Raw genomic sequence first — 18,094 nt, forward strand, 5'->3', positions numbered from 1 at the left:
ATCTTCACCGAGGGTTGAACACTCGTAATCGTTTCCGCGTACCTCCCGCTGAACGCAGGCGCCGCGTTCACGCACGGCAGGCACACGGACGTTGACCGACCGGCCGAACGCCGGGCGGTCGTCCACCCCCGACCCCAGTGAGGATTCCGCATGTCCAGGGCTCTTCCGAAGTACAACAAGCGGCGCGTCGTGATGATCGGCGGAGCCTCCGCCGTGATGCTGTCCGCGGCGGTGATCGCCGGCAGCGCCCTTGCGGGCGAGTCGCACGGCAACGCGCAGAACGCCACGACGAAGGCCGCCGCGAACACGGTGAACTGCCCGGCCGTCGCCCCGAGCCTGCCCGCGGTCCCGGCCTCCGCGAAGGCCGAGGTCGACCGCAACCTCGCCCTGCTGAACACCCAGATCGCCGAGGCCAACAAGCGACTGGTCGACACCGTCGGACAGGGCGGCCCGAACTTCGTCCAGAACGCGATCCTCGGCCCGCTCAAGGACAAGCGCGTCGCCACCGTCAACCGGATCGCGACGGCCATCGGCCGCACCGCCGCCAAGCCGCAGGGGCTGGACGCGCTCGCGCCCTGCACCCTGAACACCGGAGGCGCGGACGCAGGTGGTGCGGGCACCGGCGCCACCGCGCCGAGCGCGCCGGCCACCGCGCAGGCCGGCGGGGCCGGCTCGGGAACGGGTGCCGCCACCGCCGCGGGCACGATCACCTGCCCGGACGTCGCCTCGCAGCTGCCCGCGGTCCCGGCCTCCGCGAAGGCCGAGGTCGACCGCAACCTCGCCCTGCTGAACACCCAGATCGCCGAGGCCAACAAGCGACTGGTCGACACCGTCGGACAGGGCGGCCCGAACTTCGTCCAGAACGCGATCCTCGGCCCCCTGAAGGACAAGCGCGTCTCCACCATCGACCGCATCGCGATCTCCATCGGCCGGACCGCCGCCAAGCCGACCGGCCTGGACACCCTCGCCGCCTGCACGCTCACCAAGTGACCTGACCCGTGATGCGACCACCCCGCCGGCAAGGGCCGGGGCGGTCCGCGGGTTCCGGCGGTGCCCCTGAACGACGCCGCCGGAACCCGCAATCCCTTAGACAGGCGAAAGGCTTTCCCCAATAATCGTTAGACATGGGAAAGACTTATGAGCGCATCGACGGCCGCCTCCGCTCGTTCATCGAGGCCCAGCCCCTCTTCTTCACCGCGACCGCGCCCCTGTCCGGGGACGGCACGGTCAACCTCTCCCCCAAAGGGCTCACCGGCTCGTTCGTCGTTCTCGACGAACTGACCGTGGCGTATCTGGACTTCGCCGGGAGCACCGCGGAGACGATCGCGCATCTGCGCGAGAACGGCCGGATCACCCTGATGTGGTGCGCCTTCCAGGGCCCGCCCAACATCGTCCGGGTGCACGGCCGCGGCGAACCGGTCTTCCGTGACGACCCTCGCTTCGCCGAACTCCTCACCCACTTCGACGGCATCGACGCGACCCTGCACGGGCTGCGCGCGATCATCGTCGTGACCGCCGAACTCGTCCGCGACTCCTGCGGCTACGCGGTGCCCTTCATGTCCTACGAGGAGGACCGCGACCTGCACGGCAGGCGCTTCGCGCGCGAGGACGACGCCTCGCTGAGCGCGTACTTCACCAAGAAGGAGCACATCGCGACGAGCCTGGACGGACTTCCCGGGCTGCCGCTGCCGTTGCCCCCCAGTACGGTCTGAGCCATGCGCCTCGGAGCCGCCGCCCTCGCGTCCGTGTCCCTGCTCGCTCTGGCCCCGAGCGGGCCGCCGCCCGTCGCCGTGCTGCCCGCACGGCTCGCCGACACCGGCGGCGGCGGTCAGCTCCTCACCGCCGAGGCACCCCACGCGAACGCGACCTCGGGAACCCTCACCTGGTGGGACCTGCGGGGCGGGCGCTGGGTGCGGGCCGGCTCCGCGCCCGCGCGGTTCGGGGCGCGCGGACTCGTCGAGGGAAAGGCCAGGCGCCAGGGCACGAACACGACACCCACGGGGCTGTACGAGCTGCCGTACGCGTTCGGGACCCGGGCTGCGCCGGACGGCACCTCCCTGCCGTACCGCCGGGTGAACCGGGACTCCTGGTGGTGCCAGGACAACACCTCCCGGTCGTACAACCGGTGGACCGAGCCGCGCCCCGCGGACTGCCGGGCCGAGGAGTCCGAGCGTCTGGCCGCCTACGACAAGCAGTACGCGTATGCCGTGGTCATCGGGTTCAACTACGACCGGCCCGTACGGGGGCGGGGCGCGGGGATCTTCCTGCATGTCGACGGGAGCGGGCCGACCGCCGGTTGCGTGTCGGTGCCGGCGGACGCGATGCGGCGGATCCTCGCGTGGGCCGACCCCGCGCGCCGACCCCACATCGCCATCGGCACGACCGGCGGGGCCACGGCGGTGACGCGGTACTGACCGTGCCGAGGCTCCGGCGGGCCCGCCGGAGCTCTGGCCGGCCGACGGGGCAGGACCCCCGGGGACCGCTCCCCGCGTTCAGGACGCCGGGAGCGCGACCGTGAACGTGGTCGACCCCGGGCCGCTCTCCAGGGTGACCGTGCCGTCGTGGGCCTCGACCACGGCGGCGACGATCGACAGGCCGAGGCCGGCTCCGCTGCCGGAGACGTCGGCGCGGCGGCGGTCCGCCCGGGTGAAGCGCTCGAAGACGCCCGGCCGCACGTCCTCGGGAACCCCGGGGCCGTCGTCGTGGACCTTCAGCACGGCCTCCTTTCCGGCACGGTGCAGGGACACCGTCACCCGGGTGCCCGCCGGCGTGTGGACCCGCGCGTTGGCCAGCAGGTTGGCCGAGACCTGCTGGAGCCGGTGGGCGTCGCCCGTCACGGTCACCGGTTCCTCCGGCAGTTCCAGCACCCAGCGGTGACCGGGGCCCGCCGCGCGGGCGTCGGTGACCGAGTCGAGGACGAGACGGGTGAGGTCGACGGGACGGCGTTCCAGGGGACGGCCGGCGTCGAGGCGGGCCAGCAGCAGCAGGTCGTCGACCATCTCGCCCATGCGCGCCGACTCGGCGGCGATCCGTTCGAGGGCGCGCGTCACCTTCGGGGGCACGGGGCCGGGATGCAGCAGCGCGAGCTCGGCGTGGCCGCGGACCGAGGCGACCGGGGTGCGCAGCTCGTGGCTGGCGTCGGCGGCGAAGGTGCGCAGCCGTTCCTCGCTCGCGTGCCGCTTGGTGAGCGCGTCCTCGACATGGCCGAGCATGCGGTTGAAGGCGCCGGCGACGCGGCCCACCTCGCTGCGCGAGTCCGACTCGGGCGCCCGTGGAGGCAGGGCCACCTCACCGCTGGCGAGCGGCAGTTCGCTGACCCGGGTGGCGGTCGCGGCGACCCGGTTCAGCGGTCGCAGCGACCAGCGCACCCACAGGGCCCCGGCGACTCCGGCGACCACGAGGGCCACGCCGAAGACCAGGGAGGCGACGAGTTCCAGCCGGTGGACGGCCGCGTCGACCGGCTCCGTGGGCAGTCCGGTGATCAGCACGTCACCGTCCTTGCCCGCGGTCGCGAGGACGCGGTAGCCGCCCAGGTCCGAGAGACACACGGTGTGGGCCCGTCCGTCCACCGGCACCGCGGCGAGGACCGCCTCGTCGTGGGCGGTCGGATCCACGTTGCGGACGGCCGTGCCGGAGCCCGGCGGCACGACGGCGGCGTTGGTGACGTCGTCGCCGACCAGGCGTGCTCCGAACGTACCGGTGGACTGACGCCGGGTGTCGCCGTGTTCGTCGCCGTCGTGGTCGGACGGTTTGCCCGAGGGGTTCGCCGCACCGTGTTCCAGGCTCGCCGGGAACCGCGGGCCCGCTTCCTGGAGCTGCTGATCGAGGCGGCCGGTCAGGAAGCCGTCCAGTTCGTAGACCGCGGCCACGCCGACGGCCGCGCAGCTCAGTGCCAGGAGCACCACGAGGCCGGCGGTGAGGCGGGCGCGCATCGTGCGGGGCCTCGGCAGCGTGCGCACGGCCGCCGCGGGCCCGGCCCACCGGCGCCCTGCCCCGGTCCGGCGCCCGGCATCGGCCCGGTCCCGCGTCTCCGGACTCACCGGGCCGCCGCGGGCTTGATGACGTATCCGGCGCCCCGGACCGTGTGGATCATCGGCTCCCGGCCCGCGTCGACCTTCTTGCGCAGGTAGGAGATGTACAGCTCGACGACATGGGCCTGGCCCCCGAAGTCGTACGACCAGACGCGGTCGAGGATCTGTGCCTTGCTGAGCACGCGGCGCGGGTTGCGCATGAGGAAGCGCAGCAGCTCGAACTCGGTCGGCGACAGCTCGATCAGGTCGCCTCCCCGGGTCACCTCCCGGGCCTCCTCGTCCATCGACAGGTCCCCGACGACGAGCCGCGGGCCCTCGTCGACGCGCCGGGCCATCCCGGCGCGGCGGAGCAGCCCGCGCAGCCGGGCGACGACCTCTTCCAGGCTGAACGGCTTGGTGACGTAGTCGTCGCCGCCCGCCGTGATGCCGGCGATGCGGTCCTCCACCGCGTCCCGGGCGGTGAGGAAGAGGACGCAGACGCCCGGCAGCACGCTGTGCAGGTCGCGCAGCACGGCGAAGCCGTCGGTGTCCGGGAGCATCACGTCGAGGACTACGGCGTCGGGCAGCAGCTCGCGCGCCGCGGCGGCGGCCGAGGCGCCGTCGCAGGCCGTACGGACCTCCCAGCCCTCGTAGCGCAGCGCGCCGGACAGGACCTCGGCCAGGTCCGGATCGTCGTCGACGACGAGGACGCGCACGGGGGTGCCGTCGGGCCGGGTGAGCGAGGGCGCCCTGCGGGGAGTGCCGGTGCCGGGATACCGGGGAGTGCCTGGGTCCGGGCGAGCGCCTGAGTCCGGGCGAGCGCCTGAGTCCGGGCGAGCGCCTGAGTCCGGGCGAGCGCCTGAGTCCGGGCGAGCGCCTGAGTCCGGGCGAGCGCCTGAGTCCGGGCGAGCGCCTGGGTCCTGGGAAGCGCGTGGGTCTGGGGTGGGAGCGTTCATGTCGTCCTCCAGCATCGCTCCTCCCGGCGGTCCCCTCCCTCCGCGCGGCCTCTGAGTTTCCTCTGAGTCGCCTCGGCGCGAGGACCCGCGCCGAGCCGCCTCCGGGCGAGGACCCGCTCTGAGTTTCCTGTGAGTCCGCTCCGAGGACTCCGGTTCAGAGACTCCTCAGAGGTTCACGACGCACAGTTTCCGGACCGCGGGAAAGAAGGACCGACGGAAAGAGGACGGACGGATGACCACGGTGCACGAGCGGGCGGCGGACCCGCGCACGACACGAGGGCGCGGGCGGCCCCGGCCCTCGCCCGCCGGGCCACTGCTCGCCCTGCTGTGGGCGGGAGCGGCCGGTGCCCTCGCCCTGTGGTGGGCCGACACACGGTCGGTGGTGGGCCTGGCCGGCTGGCTGACGGACGCCGGGCGGATCGCCGGTCTGCTGTGCGGGTACGCCTGTGCCGTCCTGGTGGCGTTGATGGCCCGGGTCCCGCTCCTGGAGCGGCGCGTGGGCTCCGACCGGGTGGCCCGCTGGCACGCCATGGCCGGCCGGTACACGATCTGCCTGCTGGTCGCGCACGTGACACTGATCCTCTTCGGCTACGCGGCCCAGGACGGGTCCGGCGTCGTGGACGAGACGCTGAGCGTGGTCCTCGACTATCCGGACATGCTCAAGGCGACGATCGGCACGCTCATCCTGTTCGCCGTCGGGATCACCTCGGCGCGCGCGGCCCGCCGCCGGATCAGCCACGAGTTCTGGTACTACGTGCACCTGCTGACGTACGTGGCGGTCTTCCTGGCCTTCTTCCACCAGCTCGCGCTCGGCTCCGACTTCGTCGGCGACGCGGCGGCCCGGTTCGCCTGGTACACCCTCTACCTCGGTACGGCCGCGCTCGTCGTGTGGTTCCGGCTGCTCACCCCGGTGCGGCTCAACCTGCGCCACCGGCTGCGCGTGGAGTCCGTGCACCGGGAGTCGCCCGGGGTCTTCTCCATCGTGGTCGGCGGGGAGCGCCTGGACGAACTGGACGCGCGGGCGGGCCAGTTCTTCCGCTGGCGGTTCCTCGCGGACGGACTGCGTTGGACCTCGACGCCGTACTCGCTGTCGGCGCCGCCCCGGCCGGACCGGATGCGGATCACGGTGAAGGCGCTCGGTGACCACAGTGCCGCCGTGGGGATGCTGCGTCCCGGGACCCGGGTCTGGGCGGAGGGCCCCTACGGTTCGCTCACATCCGACCGGAGTACGTCGTCGAAGGCACTGCTGATCGCGGGCGGCGTCGGCATCACACCGCTGCGGGCCCTGTTCGAGACACTGCCCGGCCGGGTCACGCTGCTCTACCGGGCCCGCACGGCCGAGGACTTGGCACTGGGCGGCGAACTGGAGGACATCGCGCGGTGGCGCGGGGCCCGGGTCCTGTACGCGCTCAACTCCGCCGACGGCAGCCGCCCGCGGCTCACGGCAGGGTTCCTGCGCGAGGCCGTTCCGGACATCGCCGAGCACGACGTCTATCTCTGCGGGCCCCCCGCGATGGCCCGGGACCTGTACGGGGAACTGCGCGCAGCCGGTGTCCCCGACCGCCGTATCCACCACGAGTCGTTCGAGCTGTGAGGCCGCCGTGCACGCCCTGAAGAAGAACCGTCCGCTGCGCCGGGTGACGCTGGCGGCCGCCGCCACGGTCACCGGTTTCGTCCTGCTGCTGTCGCTGAAGCCGCACACGGCGCCGACGGCGGCCGACGCCTCGTCGTCCGTGGGTCGATCCTCCACCTCGTCCCCGGGAGGCTCGTCCGGGGACTCCTCCGGAAGCTCCTCGGGGACGTCCGGCGGGTCGGGGAGCACGGGGACCAGGACCGTCACCGGCGATGCGGTGCAGACCCGTTGGGGTCCGGTCCAGGTGCGCGTCACCGTGAAGAACGGCAAGATCACCGAGTCCACGGCGATCGTCTATCCTTCCGGCAATCCCAAGGACCAGGAGATCAACAGTTACGCGATTCCCACGCTCAGGCGCGAGACGCTGGCAGCGCAGAGCGCCCGGATCGACTCGGTGTCCGGAGCCACGTACACGAGTGACGGATACAAGCAGTCACTCCAGTCCGCACTCGACTCGGCAGGCCTCTGAACGCACGGGCGTCGTGGACCGTATCTCTGGGCCAGGGGGCCACTCCCCTCACCCCGTCTCTCCAGGACGAACACGGAGGAACCGTGTCCACGATCGCCGGTGGTCGCGCCGCGCGGCGCCAGACCATGCGCCGAATCCGCCCTCGCCGCTCGCCCGCCGTCCCGCTGCTGATCGCCGTCTGGGCCGGCGCAGCCGCGGTCCTGTGGCTGTGGTGGAACAACACCCCGTCCATCGCGGACAACAACAGCAGGATCCTCAACGCCGGCCGGATCACCGGGCTGCTCGCCGGATACCTGATGGCCCTCGTGGTGCTCCAGATGGCCCGTGTCCCCGCCCTTGAACGCCGGGTGGGCTCCGACCGGGTGGCGCGCTGGCACGCGATGACCGGCCGCTACACCATCTGCATGGTCCTCGCCCATCTCTTCCTGACGATGTGGGGCTACGCCCTGCAGTCCGGCAAGGGGCTCGGCGGGATCGTGCAGCAGACCGTCGACTCGGTCAACCAGCTTCCCGACATGGGCAAGGCCGCGATCGGCACGGGTCTGCTCGTGCTCATCGGGTTCATCTCCATGGGCTGGCTCCGCCGGCTGATCCCGTACGACACCTGGTACCACGTCCACCTGCTGACGTACGCCGCGGTGTTCCTGACGTTCTGGCACCAGCTCTCCACCGGCAACGACTTCGCGGTCGAGCCCCTCGCCAAGACGGTCTGGTACGGGCTCTACGGATCGGTGACCGCCCTGGTCCTGTGGTACCGAATCCTTTCTCCGATCCGGCTGAACCTGAAGCACCAGATGCGGGTCCAGGCGGTCATCGAGGAGACGCCCGGCATCGTGTCGGTGCTGATCAGCGGACGCAAGCTGCACCGGATGGGCGCGGAGGCCGGCCAGTTCTTCCGCTGGCGCTTCCTGGCGCCCGGGATGCGTTTCAGTTCCCACCCGTACTCCCTCTCGGCGTCGCCCCGCCCCAACATGCTGCGCATCACCGTGAAGGCGATCGGCGACCACAGTGCCGCCCTGCGCGATCTGGAGCCGGGCACCCGGGTCTGGGCCGAGGGCCCGTACGGCGCGCTGACCGCCGGCAAGCGCAGCCGCGGCAAGGTGCTCCTGGTGGCGGGCGGCGTCGGCATCACGCCGATGCGGACGCTGTTCGAGACCCTTCCCGGCGCGTCCGGCGACCTCACGCTGCTCTACCGGGCCAACACCACCCAGGACCTGGCCCTGTGGGACGAACTGGCCGCCATCTCCAAGGAACGCGGGGCGCGGCTCATGTACGCGGTGAACAGCCCCGAGGGCGAACGCCCGGACATCTCGGCGGACTCCCTGCGCCGCAAGCTGCCCGACATAGACGACCACGACGTCTTCATGTGCGGGCCGCCCGGCTTCGCCCAGGAGGTGTACGCGGCACTGCGCGGCGCGGGGGTCCCCGCCCGCCGCATCCATCACGAGTCGTTCGAGATGTGAGCGACGGGAGTCAGGAACGATGAAGAAGAATCACCCCATCCGCCGCTTCATGCTGGCCAGCGCCGCCACCGTGTCCGGGATCGTGCTGCTGCTGGCGCTCAAGCCGGCGTCCGACCCGGCCGCCGCGTCGGCGCAGGCCGGCGCCGCGCCCCAGCAGACGGGGGCCGCCCAGGGGGCGGCCCAGGGCGGCGCCGCCGAGCAGGCGGGTGCCGGCAATGTCCTCGGTGACGTGGTGCGGACCGAGTACGGTCCGGTCCAGGTGCGGCTCACCATGAGCGGCGGCAAGATCACCAAGGCGGACGCGGTCCAGGCGCCCTCGGGCGGGACCAGCACCCAGAAGACCGAACTCGCCGTCCCCAAGCTCAACCAGGAAGCCGTCGCGGCGGGCAACGCCCAGATCGACAGCGTCTCCGGCGCGACCTACACCAGCGAGGGCTACAAGAAGTCCCTCCAGTCGGCCCTCGACAAGGCGAAGACCGCCGGCGGCGCGTCGGGGACCTCCGGGTCCTCGGGCGCGGCCGGGGCATCGCCCGCGGCACCGGCCGCGCAGGCCCGCGTCGTCACCGGGGCCGCGACGAACACCCAGTACGGACCGGTCCAGGTCCGGCTCACGCTCGAAGGCAAGAAGATCACCAAGGCCGAGGCGGTCCAGGCGCCCTCGGGCGGGACCAGCACCCAGAAGACCGAACTCGCCGTCCCCAAGCTCAACCAGGAAGCCGTCGCGGCGGGCAACGCCCAGATCGACAGCGTCTCCGGCGCGACCTACACCAGCGAGGGCTACAAGAAGTCCCTCCAGTCGGCCCTGGACAAGGCCGGTGTCTGAGCCCGCGCAGGACGCGCCCCAGGAGCTGCGCCACGCCGAAGAGGTGATGGGCACGGTCTTCTCCTTCGACGTGCGCGGCGGCGAACCCGGCGCCGTGCGGACGGCGTTGGAGGAGGCGGTCGCCCAACTGCACCGCGTCGACGAGGTGTTCAGCACCTACCGCGAGGACAGTCAGATCTCGCGGCTGGCACGTGGAGAGATCACCGTCGAGGAGTGCGACCCGCAGGTCGCCGAGGTCCTGGAGCTGGGAGCCGAGGCGGAACGGGCCAGCGACGGCTGGTTCAGCACGCGTTACGAGGGGCGGCTCGACCCCACGGGGATCGTCAAGGGCTGGGCGGCCGAGCGCGCGGCCCTCGGTCTCGCCGCGGCGGGGGCGAGCGGAGTGAGCGTCAACGGCGGCGGCGACGTCCAGCTCCGCGGCGTCCCCGCGCCGCACCGCCCCTGGCGGGTGGGCGTGTCCGACCCGCTCCGCCCGGGCGCCCTCGCCGCGGTGGTCTCCGCGGCCGGCGCCGACGAGCTGGCCGTCGCGACCTCGGGCACCGCCGAACGCGGCGCCCACATCGTCGATCCGCGCACCGGGAAGCCGGCGGTCACCGACCTGGTGGCCGTGACCGTGGTGGCCCCCCGGCTGACCTGGGCGGACGCCTGGGCGACCGCCGCCTTCGCGATGGGCTCGCGGGCGGGCCTGGACTGGCTGGAGTCGCTCCCGGACGTCGAGGCGCTGCTCATCACGGCGGGCAACGAGGTCCGCTGCACGGGAGGCCTCGCCCGGCGCCTGGGGTGAGCGACGCCGACCTCACCCCGGGAGGGCGGGAGTACGACGGTGGAGGCGCACCCCGCTGCGGGGTGCGCCTCCACCGTCGTACGTGTCAGTGATCGTTCTGGGCCAGCCGCAGCAGATGATCGGCCAGCGCCTGCCCGCCCGTCGGATCGCGGCTGATCAGCATCAGGGTGTCGTCCCCCGCGATCGTGCCGAGGACGTCGTGCAGCTCGGCCTGGTCGATCGCCGACGCGAGGAACTGCGCGGCGCCCGGCGGGGTGCGCAGGACCACGAGGTTCGCCGAGGCCTCCGCGGAGATCAGCAGCTCCGAGGAGAGCCGGCGCATCCGCTCCTCCTTCGCCGACTCCCCCAGCGGTGCGCGCGGGGTGCGGAAACCGCCCTCGCTCGGCACCGCGTAGATGAGGTCGCCGTCGTTGTTGCGGATCTTCACCGCGTTCAGCTCGTCGAGGTCCCGGGAGAGCGTCGCCTGGGTGACGTTCAGCCCGTCGTCGGCGAGAAGCTTCGCCAACTGGCTCTGCGAGCGCACCGGTTGCCGGTTGAGGATGTCCACGATCCGGCGGTGGCGTGCGGTGCGGGTCTGCGGCACGGCAGGCCCTGCGTGCTCGTGGTCCTGCGCCTGACTCATCGTCGTCGTCCCATTTCCCGGGATCACCCGTCCCCGTTGGCTGCGTCGAGGATGCCGGGAAGGGCCCGGAGGAACGCGTCCACCTCGTCGTCGCCGAGGTTCAGCGGCGGCATCAGCCGTACGACATCGGGGGCGGGCGCGTTGACCAGGAGACCGGCGTCCTGAGCCGCCTGCTGCACCTGGGGCGCGAGCGGCTCGGTGAGCACGATACCCAGGAGCAGCCCGGCACCCCGGACGTGGTCGATCAGCGGATGGCCGGAACCGTCGCCGAGACCCTCGATCCCGTCCCGCAGTTTCTCACCGGCGCGCTTCACGTTCTCCAGGAGCCCCTCGGACTCGATGGTGTCGAGCACGGCGAGCCCGGCGGCGCAGACGACCGGGTTGCCGCCGAACGTCGTGCCGTGGTGGCCCGGCTCCAGCAGCCCGGCCGCGCGGCCGAAGGCGACGGTGGCACCGAGCGGCAGTCCGCCGCCGAGGCCCTTGGCGAGCGTGACGATGTCGGGCAGGACGCCTTCGTGGGCCTGGTACTCGAACCAGTGGCCGGTGCGGCCGATTCCGGTCTGCACCTCGTCCAGGACGAGCAGCGCGCCGTGGGCCGCGGTGATGGCGCGGGCCGCCTTCAGGTAGCCGGGGGGCGGTACGACCACGCCGTTCTCGCCCTGGATCGGCTCGATGATCACCAGCGCGGTGTCCTCGGTGACCGCCTCGGCGAGGGCCTGCGCGTCGCCGTACGGGACGTGCGTGACGTCGCCGGGCAGCGGCAGGAAGGGCGTCTGCTTGGCGGTCTGGCCGGTGAGCGCGAGGGCGCCCATGGTCCGGCCGTGGAAACCGCCGGTGGTGGCGACCATGTGCGTCCGGCCGGTCAGCCGGCCGATCTTGAACGCGCCCTCGTTGGCCTCGGCGCCCGAGTTGCAGAAGTACACCCGGCCCTCGCGGCCGAAGAGTTGGAGGAGCCGTTCGGCGAGGGCGACGGGCGGTTCGGCGACGAAGAGGTTGGAGACGTGGCCGAGCGAGCGGATCTGCCGGCTCACGGCCTCGACGATCGCGGGGTGGCCGTGTCCGAGGGCGTTGACCGCGATGCCGCCGACGAAGTCGAGGTACTCGTTGCCGTCGGCGTCCCACAGCCTGGTCCCGGCACCGCGGACGAGCGGCAGTCGGGGGGTGCCGTAGTTGTCCATGAGCGCGCCCCGCCACCGCTCGGTGAGCTCCGCGTTCGTCGCACTGCCGGTCATTCGGCGTCCCCCGCTTCCTCGTCGTCCGGCACGACCATCGTGCCGATGCCTTCGTCGGTGAAGATCTCCAGCAGGATCGAGTGCTGGACCCGGCCGTCGATGACTCGGGCGGTGGTGACGCCGTTGCGTACGGCGTGCAGACACCCCTCCATCTTCGGCACCATGCCGCTGGCCAGCTCGGGAAGGAGCTTTTCGAGCTGGGAGGCGGTGAGGCGGCTGATCACCTCGTCGCTGTCGGGCCAGTCCTCGTAGAGACCCTCGACGTCCGTGAGGACCATGAGGGTCTCGGCGTCCAGCGCGGCAGCGAGTGCCGCAGCCGCCGTATCAGCATTGACGTTGTAGACATGTCCGTCGTCCTGGCTCCGGGCGATCGAGGAGACGACCGGGATGCGGCCGTCGGCGAGCAGGGCCTCGATCGCGCCCGTGTCGATCGCGGTGATCTCGCCCACCCGCCCGATGTCGACCAACTCGCCGTCGATCCTGGGCCGGTGCTTGGTGGCGGTGATGGTGTGCGCGTCCTCGCCGGTGAGGCCGACGGCGAGCGGTCCGTGCTCGTTGAGCAGTCCGACCAGTTCGCGCTGGACCTGTCCGGCCAGCACCATGCGGACGACGTCCATCGCGTCCTCGGTGGTGACGCGCAGGCCCGCCTTGAACTCGCTGACGATGCCGTGCCGGTCGAGTGCGGAGCTGATCTGCGGGCCGCCGCCGTGCACGACCACCGGCCTGAGGCCCGCGTGGTGCAGGAAGACGATGTCCTGGGCGAAGGCGGCCTTCAGCTCGGCGTCGATCATGGCGTTGCCGCCGAACTTGACGACGACGGTCTTGCCTCGGTGCCGGGTCAGCCAGGGCAGCGCCTCGATGAGGATCTGCGCCTTGGGCAGAGCGGTGTGCTTGCGGGTCGTGTTGCTCATGAGGAATACGCGCTGTTCTCGTGGACGTAGTCGGCGGTGAGGTCGTTGGTCCAGATGGTGGCGGTCGCTTCGCCGGCGGCGAGGTCCGCGACGATGTGGACCTCGCGGTAGCGCATGTCGACCTTGTCGCGGTCCTCGCCGACCCCGCCGTTCTTGCAGACCCACACGTCGTTGATGGCGACGTTGAGCCGGTCGGGCTCGAAGGCGGCCCGGGTGGTGCCGATCGCGGACAGGACGCGGCCCCAGTTGGGGTCCTCGCCGTGGAGGGCGCACTTGAGGAGGTTGTTGCGGGCGATGGAGCGGCCCACCTCGACGGCGTCGTCCTCGGTCGCGGCGTTGATCACCTCGACCTTGATGTCCTTGCTCGCGCCCTCGGCGTCCCGGATGAGCTGCTGGCCCAGGTCGTCGCAGACCGCTCGGACCGCCTCGGCGAACTCCGCCTGGTCCGGGGTGACTTCACTGGCTCCGGAGGCGAGCAGCAGCACGGTGTCGTTGGTGGACATGCAGCCGTCGGAGTCGACGCGGTCGAAGGTCGTACGGGTGGCCGCGCGCAGCGCCCGGTCGAGGTCCGCGCCCTCCACGTCCGCGTCGGTGGTGAGGACGACCAGCATGGTGGCCAGGCCCGGCGCGAGCATGCCGGCGCCCTTGGCCATGCCGCCCACGGTCCAGCCGCCCTTGGCGACAACGGCCGTCTTGTGCACGGTGTCGGTGGTCTTGATGGCGATGGCGGCCTTCTCGCCGCCGTGCGGCGCGAGTTGGGCGACGGCCAGGTCGATGCCCGGGAGGAGCTTGTCCATCGGGAGCAGGACGCCGATGAGGCCGGTCGAGCAGACGGCGACACCGCCCGCGCCGATGTCACCGAGGGCCTCGGCGACCTTCTCGGCGGTGGCGTGGGTGTCCTGGAAGCCCTTGGGTCCCGTACAGGCGTTGGCGCCGCCCGAGTTGAGGACGACCGCGTCCAGGCGGCCGCTCTTGAGGACCTGTTCCGACCACAGGACCGGCGCGGCCTTCACACGGTTGGAGGTGAAGACGCCCGCGGCGGCGCGGCGGGGCCCGGTGTTGACCACCAGGGCCAGGTCCGGGTTGCCGTTCTCCTTGATCCCTGCGGCGACGCCGGCCGCGGTGAATCCCTGTGCTGCCGTGACACTCACGGTGCGACTCCGATCGTGGAAAGCCCCAGCTCCTCGGGAAGGCCGAGGGCGAGGTTCATGCTCTGGACGGCACCGCCGGCGGTGCCCTTGGTCAGGTTGTCGATGGCGCTGATCGCGATGATGCGGTGCGCGGCGGCGTCGTACGCGACCTGGACCTGAACGGCGTTGGAACCGTAGACGGACGCCGTGGCGGGCCACTGCCCCTCCGGGAGGAGGTGGACGAAGGGTTCGTCGGCGAAGGCCTTCTCGTAGACGGCCCGGACGGACTCGGCGGTGACGCCGGGCCTCGCCTTGGCGTTGCAGGTGGCGAGGATGCCGCGGGGCATGGGCGCGAGGGTGGGGGTGAAGGAGACGGTGACGGGTTCCCCGGCGGCGGCGGAGAGGTTCTGGATCATCTCCGGGGTGTGCCGGTGGACGCCGCCGACGCCGTAGGGGCTCATAGACCCCATGACCTCGCTGCCGAGCAGGTGCGCCTTGGGCGCCTTGCCGGCACCCGAGGTGCCGGAGGCGGCGACGATCACGGCCTCGGTCTCCGCCAGTCCGGCCGCGTAGGCGGGGAACAGGGCGAGCGAGACGGCCGTCGGGTAGCAACCGGGTACCGCGATGCGCTTGGACCCCTCCAGCGCGGCGCGGGCACCCGGCAGTTCGGGGAGGCCGTAGGGCCAGGTCCCGGCGTGGGGGGAGCCGTAGAACCGCTCCCAGTCGGCCGGGTTCGTCAGCCGGAAGTCGGCGCCCATGTCGACGACGAGGACCTCGGCGCCGAGCTGCTCGGCGACCTCGGCGGACTGGCCGTGGGGCAGCGCGAGGAACACCACGTCGTGGTCGCGCAGCGCCTCGGCGGTGGTCTCGGTGAGGACGCGGTCCGCGAGCGGCAGCAGATGGGGCTGGATGCCGCCGAGCCGCCGGCCCGCGTTGGAGTTGCCGGTCAGGGTGCCGATCTCGATCTCGGGGTGTGCCAGCAGCAGACGCAGCAGTTCCCCGCCCGCGTATCCACTCGCTCCCGCCACCGCCGCACGCATCGCCATGGAACCCTCCTCTTGGATGGCATGACTATACGTTTCGCTGCACGTTTATGCAATCCTCCGCGATGGCCGGCCGGGGGCATCGCCCGGCGTGAGGGGGCGACGACACCCGGGTCCGTGCGACCGGCGCGGACGACGGTCACCGAAGACGTATACCCGTCACCGTCGCACTCCCCACTCGCGCATCACACGATCGAATCTGGAGTAACAGAGCGCACCCGCCGGATGAATTCCGGTCAAAGGGTGGCATCCCTCTCGGCGGGGGGCCGTCGGTTGGAACCATCCCCCGCATGCCTCTCCCCCGGGCCCCGCACAGGGCTCTCCTCGTCTGCGCCGTCGCGGTCACGCTCGCGGGCTGTTCCGTGTCCGGCTCCGGATCCGCCGACCGCTCGCCGGGGGCCTCGGCCTCCGCCGCGGGGGACTCCCGCCGGACGGTGGTGACCTTCTCCGAGGCCTCACCGCTCGGGGCCGAGCGCCTGCGCCGGACCGCGGACCGCATGCGGGCACGTGCCGATGCGCTGGAGCTCAAGGACGTGCGGGTCGACACCCGGGGCAACGGGGTCACCGTCACCGGCCGTGCGGCCGACGTGGATCAGCTGACCCGACTGGGCATGTCCGGGCACCTCGGCTTCCGCCCCGTCCTGGCCGAGGAGACGGTCGGAACGACGCCGACGCCGACACCCTCGGCCAGTGCCGACCCCACACGAGGTCGTGCCGTCACCGACGGGCTGCTCCCCCGCGCCGCCGGGTCGGCGAGCGCGAGCGCGGCGCCGGCGCCGGTGCCGGCGGAGGGGAACGCGCCGGACGCGGCGCTCCAGGCACGCTACGCGGCGCTCGGCTGCTCGACACAGGAGAGGATCGCGACACGGCGGGAGGCCCCCGCGGATCACGCCGTCGTCGCCTGCGGCACCACCGGTGACGGATCCGCGGCGCACGCCAAGTTCATCCTGGGTCCGACGGCCGTGGAGGGGGTCCACGTGATCTCGGCGGTGGCCGTGCGCGACAAGCGGGTCCCGGGCTGGATCGTCCGGCTGGACTTCGACTCCGTCGGTGGTCGGCAGTTCTCCGGCATGACGAGGAGCCTGGCCACGAACGCCGCGCCGCGGAACCGGATGGCCGTCGTCCTGGACGGCTCCGTGATCTCCGCCCCGTCCGTCGGCCGGCGGCTCGACGGCGGCACCGCCGACATCTACGGGAGCTTCACCCGGGAGTCGGCCGAGCAGCTCGCCGCCACCCTCGGCTCGGGCGCGCTCCCCACTCCCTTGACCGTCATGAGCGTGACCTCGCTCAGGCGCCCCTGACCCGCCCCGAGAACCTCTGGAGGACCGCCCGTGTCATCGTCGTCGTCCGCTCACTGGAGCGCGTACGAGATCTTCGCCGTCCTGTCGGGCATCATCCTGATCGGAGCGGCCTTCGTACCCGGCAACTCGGTCAAGAACCGTGCCTGGGCCGCTCTGGGCGGGATCTTCCTCGCCTGCTACGGGTGGTACGTCGCCCATCAGACGACGGGCACGTTCCAGTTCCCCGTCGTCATCTTCCTGATCCCGCCGGGCGCGGTGATCTACCTGCTGGTCAAGGCGTTCGGCAACTCGGCCGGCCAGAGCTCCCCGCCCGGCGCGGGCGGCTCCGGAGCGCCCGGCTCCGACGGCCACGGCACCCCGGGGGCCGGTGGCTGAGCCATCCGCGGGGTGCCCGGGTGCCGCCCGGTGGCGGCACCGGCGGGGCGCCTTCGGTCAGGAGCCGGCGTTCCGGTCCGCGTTCTTCTGCTTGATGCGCGCCGACTCCTTGCGGACCTCCGCCTGGGTGGCGCGCTCACGCCGCAGCCACTCGGGGTCCTCCGTCTTCAGCGCCTCGATCTGCTCGGTGGTGAGGGCCTCGCTGACGCCGCCGCGGGCGAGTCCCGCGATGGAGACGCCGAGCTTGGCGGCGACGACGGGCCGCGGGTGCGGGCCGGTGCGGCGCAGTTCCTGGAGCCACGTGGGCGGGTCGGTCTGCAGCGCGTTCAGCTCGGCACGGGAGACGACACCCTCCTGGAACTCGGCGGGGGTGGCCTCGAGGTACACACCCAGCTTCTTCGCCGCGGTGGCGGGCTTCATGGTCTGGGCGGTCTGGTGCGAACTCATGGGGTCAAGGGTATCGAGCGCTCGGGCCCCCGCCGACCATCGCCGGTACGGCGTCGACGGCCACGCCGGGTAATCTGACGGGGTGACCGGCTCCGAAGCACCCCCCTCGTTCAGGCTCGCCTACGTTCCGGGGGTGACACCCTCGAAGTGGGTGCGGATCTGGAACGAGCGCCTGCCCGACGTCTCCCTGGTCCTCGTCCCGGTGTCCGCCGCCGAGGTGTACGACGTCCTGCGGCGCGGCGACGCCGACGCGGGCTTCGTCCGGCTGCCGGTCGACGGGACCGATCTCAGCGCGATCCCCCTCTACACCGAGACGACGGTCGTCGTGGTCCCCAAGGACCACATCGTGGCGGCGGTCGAGCAGGTCAGCGGCGAGGACCTCGCCGACGACATCGTGCTGCACCCCGAGGACGACCCGCTGGACTGGGAGCGGCTGCCGGGCAGGCCGGCGCTGGAGCGGCCCGCCGAGACCGTGGATGCCGTGGAACTCGTCGCGGCGGGCATCGGCGTCGTGATCGTGCCGCAGTCCCTCGCCCGGCTCCACCACCGCAAGGACCTCACCTACCGGACGGTCACCGACGCCCCCGAGTCGCGGGTCGCGCTGGCCTGGCCCGAGGAGCGGACGACCGATCTGGTGGAGGACCTCATCGGCATCGTGCGCGGACGCACGGTCAACAGCACGCGAGGGCGTTCCCAGACCCCGCCCGCCGCCCAGCAGAAGGGCGCGGCGAAGGCCGCGAAGGCCGCCTCCCGGAAGTCGGACGCGGGCGGCGGCGCCCGGCGCAAGCCCGCACCCGGCAAGGGCGGCGGCAGGGCCACGGCCAAGAACCCCCGGAGCGGCAACGGCGGCCCGAAGGGCGGCGCGAAGCGCGGCAAGCCCCGCCGCGCTTCCTGA

19 protein-coding genes are annotated in these 18,094 nt (G+C 72.4%); 11 read left to right on the forward strand and 8 right to left on the reverse strand.

Going from position 1 to position 18,094, the window contains the following annotated elements; all coding sequences use genetic code 11:
* Positions 1-150: 150 nt before the first annotated feature.
* From ACIQ7M_RS25975 to ACIQ7M_RS25985, 3 genes are all read left to right on the forward strand, one after another.
* Entirely contained in the window at positions 151-990 is an 840-nt protein-coding gene (locus ACIQ7M_RS25975; protein ID WP_403648532.1) for a hypothetical protein, read from the forward strand.
* Between the two features lie 134 nt (positions 991-1,124).
* Complete coding sequence (locus tag ACIQ7M_RS25980) at positions 1,125-1,712, forward strand: pyridoxamine 5'-phosphate oxidase family protein (protein WP_403648535.1); 588 nt, start codon at positions 1,125-1,127, stop codon at positions 1,710-1,712.
* A 3-nt stretch (positions 1,713-1,715) separates the two neighbouring features.
* Positions 1,716-2,414, forward strand: a complete 699-nt coding sequence (locus tag ACIQ7M_RS25985) for a L,D-transpeptidase (RefSeq protein WP_386985833.1) — start codon at positions 1,716-1,718, stop codon at positions 2,412-2,414.
* A 78-nt stretch (positions 2,415-2,492) separates the two neighbouring features.
* Here ACIQ7M_RS25985 and ACIQ7M_RS25990 read toward each other — a convergent pair whose 3' ends face one another.
* Entirely contained in the window at positions 2,493-3,932 is a 1,440-nt protein-coding gene (locus ACIQ7M_RS25990) for a sensor histidine kinase (RefSeq protein WP_403648539.1), read from the reverse strand.
* A 104-nt stretch (positions 3,933-4,036) separates the two neighbouring features.
* Complete coding sequence (locus tag ACIQ7M_RS25995) at positions 4,037-4,726, reverse strand: response regulator transcription factor (protein ID WP_403648541.1); 690 nt, start codon at positions 4,724-4,726, stop codon at positions 4,037-4,039.
* 472 nt (positions 4,727-5,198) lie between these two features.
* On the opposite strand from ACIQ7M_RS25995, the gene ACIQ7M_RS26000 reads away from it, so the two are divergent.
* The 5 genes from ACIQ7M_RS26000 to ACIQ7M_RS26020 all read left to right on the forward strand — a co-directional run bounded on the left by ACIQ7M_RS26000 (position 5,199) and on the right by ACIQ7M_RS26020 (position 10,138).
* Positions 5,199-6,560, forward strand: a complete 1,362-nt coding sequence (locus ACIQ7M_RS26000) for a ferric reductase-like transmembrane domain-containing protein (RefSeq protein ID WP_403648543.1) — start codon at positions 5,199-5,201, stop codon at positions 6,558-6,560.
* Between the two features lie 7 nt (positions 6,561-6,567).
* A complete protein-coding gene (locus tag ACIQ7M_RS26005) occupies positions 6,568-7,068 on the forward strand; it encodes an FMN-binding protein (protein WP_355771192.1) in 501 nt (166 codons plus the stop codon).
* Between the two features lie 125 nt (positions 7,069-7,193).
* Complete coding sequence (locus ACIQ7M_RS26010; RefSeq protein ID WP_355771228.1) at positions 7,194-8,531, forward strand: ferredoxin reductase family protein; 1,338 nt, start codon at positions 7,194-7,196, stop codon at positions 8,529-8,531.
* 19 nt (positions 8,532-8,550) lie between these two features.
* Entirely contained in the window at positions 8,551-9,354 is an 804-nt protein-coding gene (locus ACIQ7M_RS26015; RefSeq protein ID WP_403648547.1) for an FMN-binding protein, read from the forward strand.
* Positions 9,355-9,400: 46 nt separating this feature from the next.
* Positions 9,401-10,138, forward strand: a complete 738-nt coding sequence (locus ACIQ7M_RS26020) for an FAD:protein FMN transferase (RefSeq protein ID WP_403648960.1) — start codon at positions 9,401-9,403, stop codon at positions 10,136-10,138.
* An 85-nt stretch (positions 10,139-10,223) separates the two neighbouring features.
* Here ACIQ7M_RS26020 and ACIQ7M_RS26025 read toward each other — a convergent pair whose 3' ends face one another.
* From ACIQ7M_RS26025 to argC, 5 genes are read right to left on the reverse strand one after another with little or no spacing between them, the layout of a single operon-like run.
* Complete coding sequence (locus ACIQ7M_RS26025) at positions 10,224-10,760, reverse strand: arginine repressor (protein WP_328454389.1); 537 nt, start codon at positions 10,758-10,760, stop codon at positions 10,224-10,226.
* A 23-nt stretch (positions 10,761-10,783) separates the two neighbouring features.
* Positions 10,784-11,992 (reverse strand): acetylornithine transaminase, encoded by a 1,209-nt coding sequence (locus tag ACIQ7M_RS26030; protein ID WP_403648551.1) that lies wholly within the window; start codon positions 11,990-11,992, stop codon positions 10,784-10,786.
* Positions 11,989-12,903 carry an acetylglutamate kinase gene (gene argB / locus ACIQ7M_RS26035; RefSeq protein WP_386985823.1) on the reverse strand — a complete coding sequence of 305 codons (915 nt, stop codon included), beginning with the start codon at positions 12,901-12,903 and terminating at the stop codon, positions 11,989-11,991. Before argB ends, ACIQ7M_RS26030 begins: the two co-directional genes overlap by 4 nt.
* Complete coding sequence (gene argJ / locus ACIQ7M_RS26040; protein ID WP_403648555.1) at positions 12,900-14,054, reverse strand: bifunctional glutamate N-acetyltransferase/amino-acid acetyltransferase ArgJ; 1,155 nt, start codon at positions 14,052-14,054, stop codon at positions 12,900-12,902. Before argJ ends, argB begins: the two co-directional genes overlap by 4 nt.
* Positions 14,051-15,079 (reverse strand): N-acetyl-gamma-glutamyl-phosphate reductase, encoded by a 1,029-nt coding sequence (argC, locus tag ACIQ7M_RS26045; protein WP_403648558.1) that lies wholly within the window; start codon positions 15,077-15,079, stop codon positions 14,051-14,053. Before argC ends, argJ begins: the two co-directional genes overlap by 4 nt.
* 287 nt (positions 15,080-15,366) lie before the next feature.
* Here argC and ACIQ7M_RS26050 point away from each other — a divergent pair, with 287 nt between their 5' ends.
* Positions 15,367-16,377: a SecDF P1 head subdomain-containing protein gene (locus ACIQ7M_RS26050; protein ID WP_403648561.1), complete on the forward strand. Its 1,011-nt coding sequence runs from the start codon at positions 15,367-15,369 to the stop codon at positions 16,375-16,377.
* Between the two features lie 30 nt (positions 16,378-16,407).
* Positions 16,408-16,752, forward strand: a complete 345-nt coding sequence (locus ACIQ7M_RS26055; RefSeq protein ID WP_403648564.1) for a hypothetical protein — start codon at positions 16,408-16,410, stop codon at positions 16,750-16,752.
* Between the two features lie 57 nt (positions 16,753-16,809).
* Here ACIQ7M_RS26055 and ACIQ7M_RS26060 read toward each other — a convergent pair whose 3' ends face one another.
* Positions 16,810-17,199 (reverse strand): DUF5997 family protein, encoded by a 390-nt coding sequence (locus tag ACIQ7M_RS26060; protein ID WP_355774070.1) that lies wholly within the window; start codon positions 17,197-17,199, stop codon positions 16,810-16,812.
* Positions 17,200-17,281: 82 nt separating this feature from the next.
* On the opposite strand from ACIQ7M_RS26060, the gene ACIQ7M_RS26065 reads away from it, so the two are divergent.
* Complete coding sequence (locus ACIQ7M_RS26065) at positions 17,282-18,094, forward strand: LysR family substrate-binding domain-containing protein (protein ID WP_386985815.1); 813 nt, start codon at positions 17,282-17,284, stop codon at positions 18,092-18,094.

The sequence above is a fragment of the Streptomyces sp. NPDC096324 genome, from assembly GCF_044763015.1.
GTDB lineage: Bacteria > Actinomycetota > Actinomycetes > Streptomycetales > Streptomycetaceae > Streptomyces.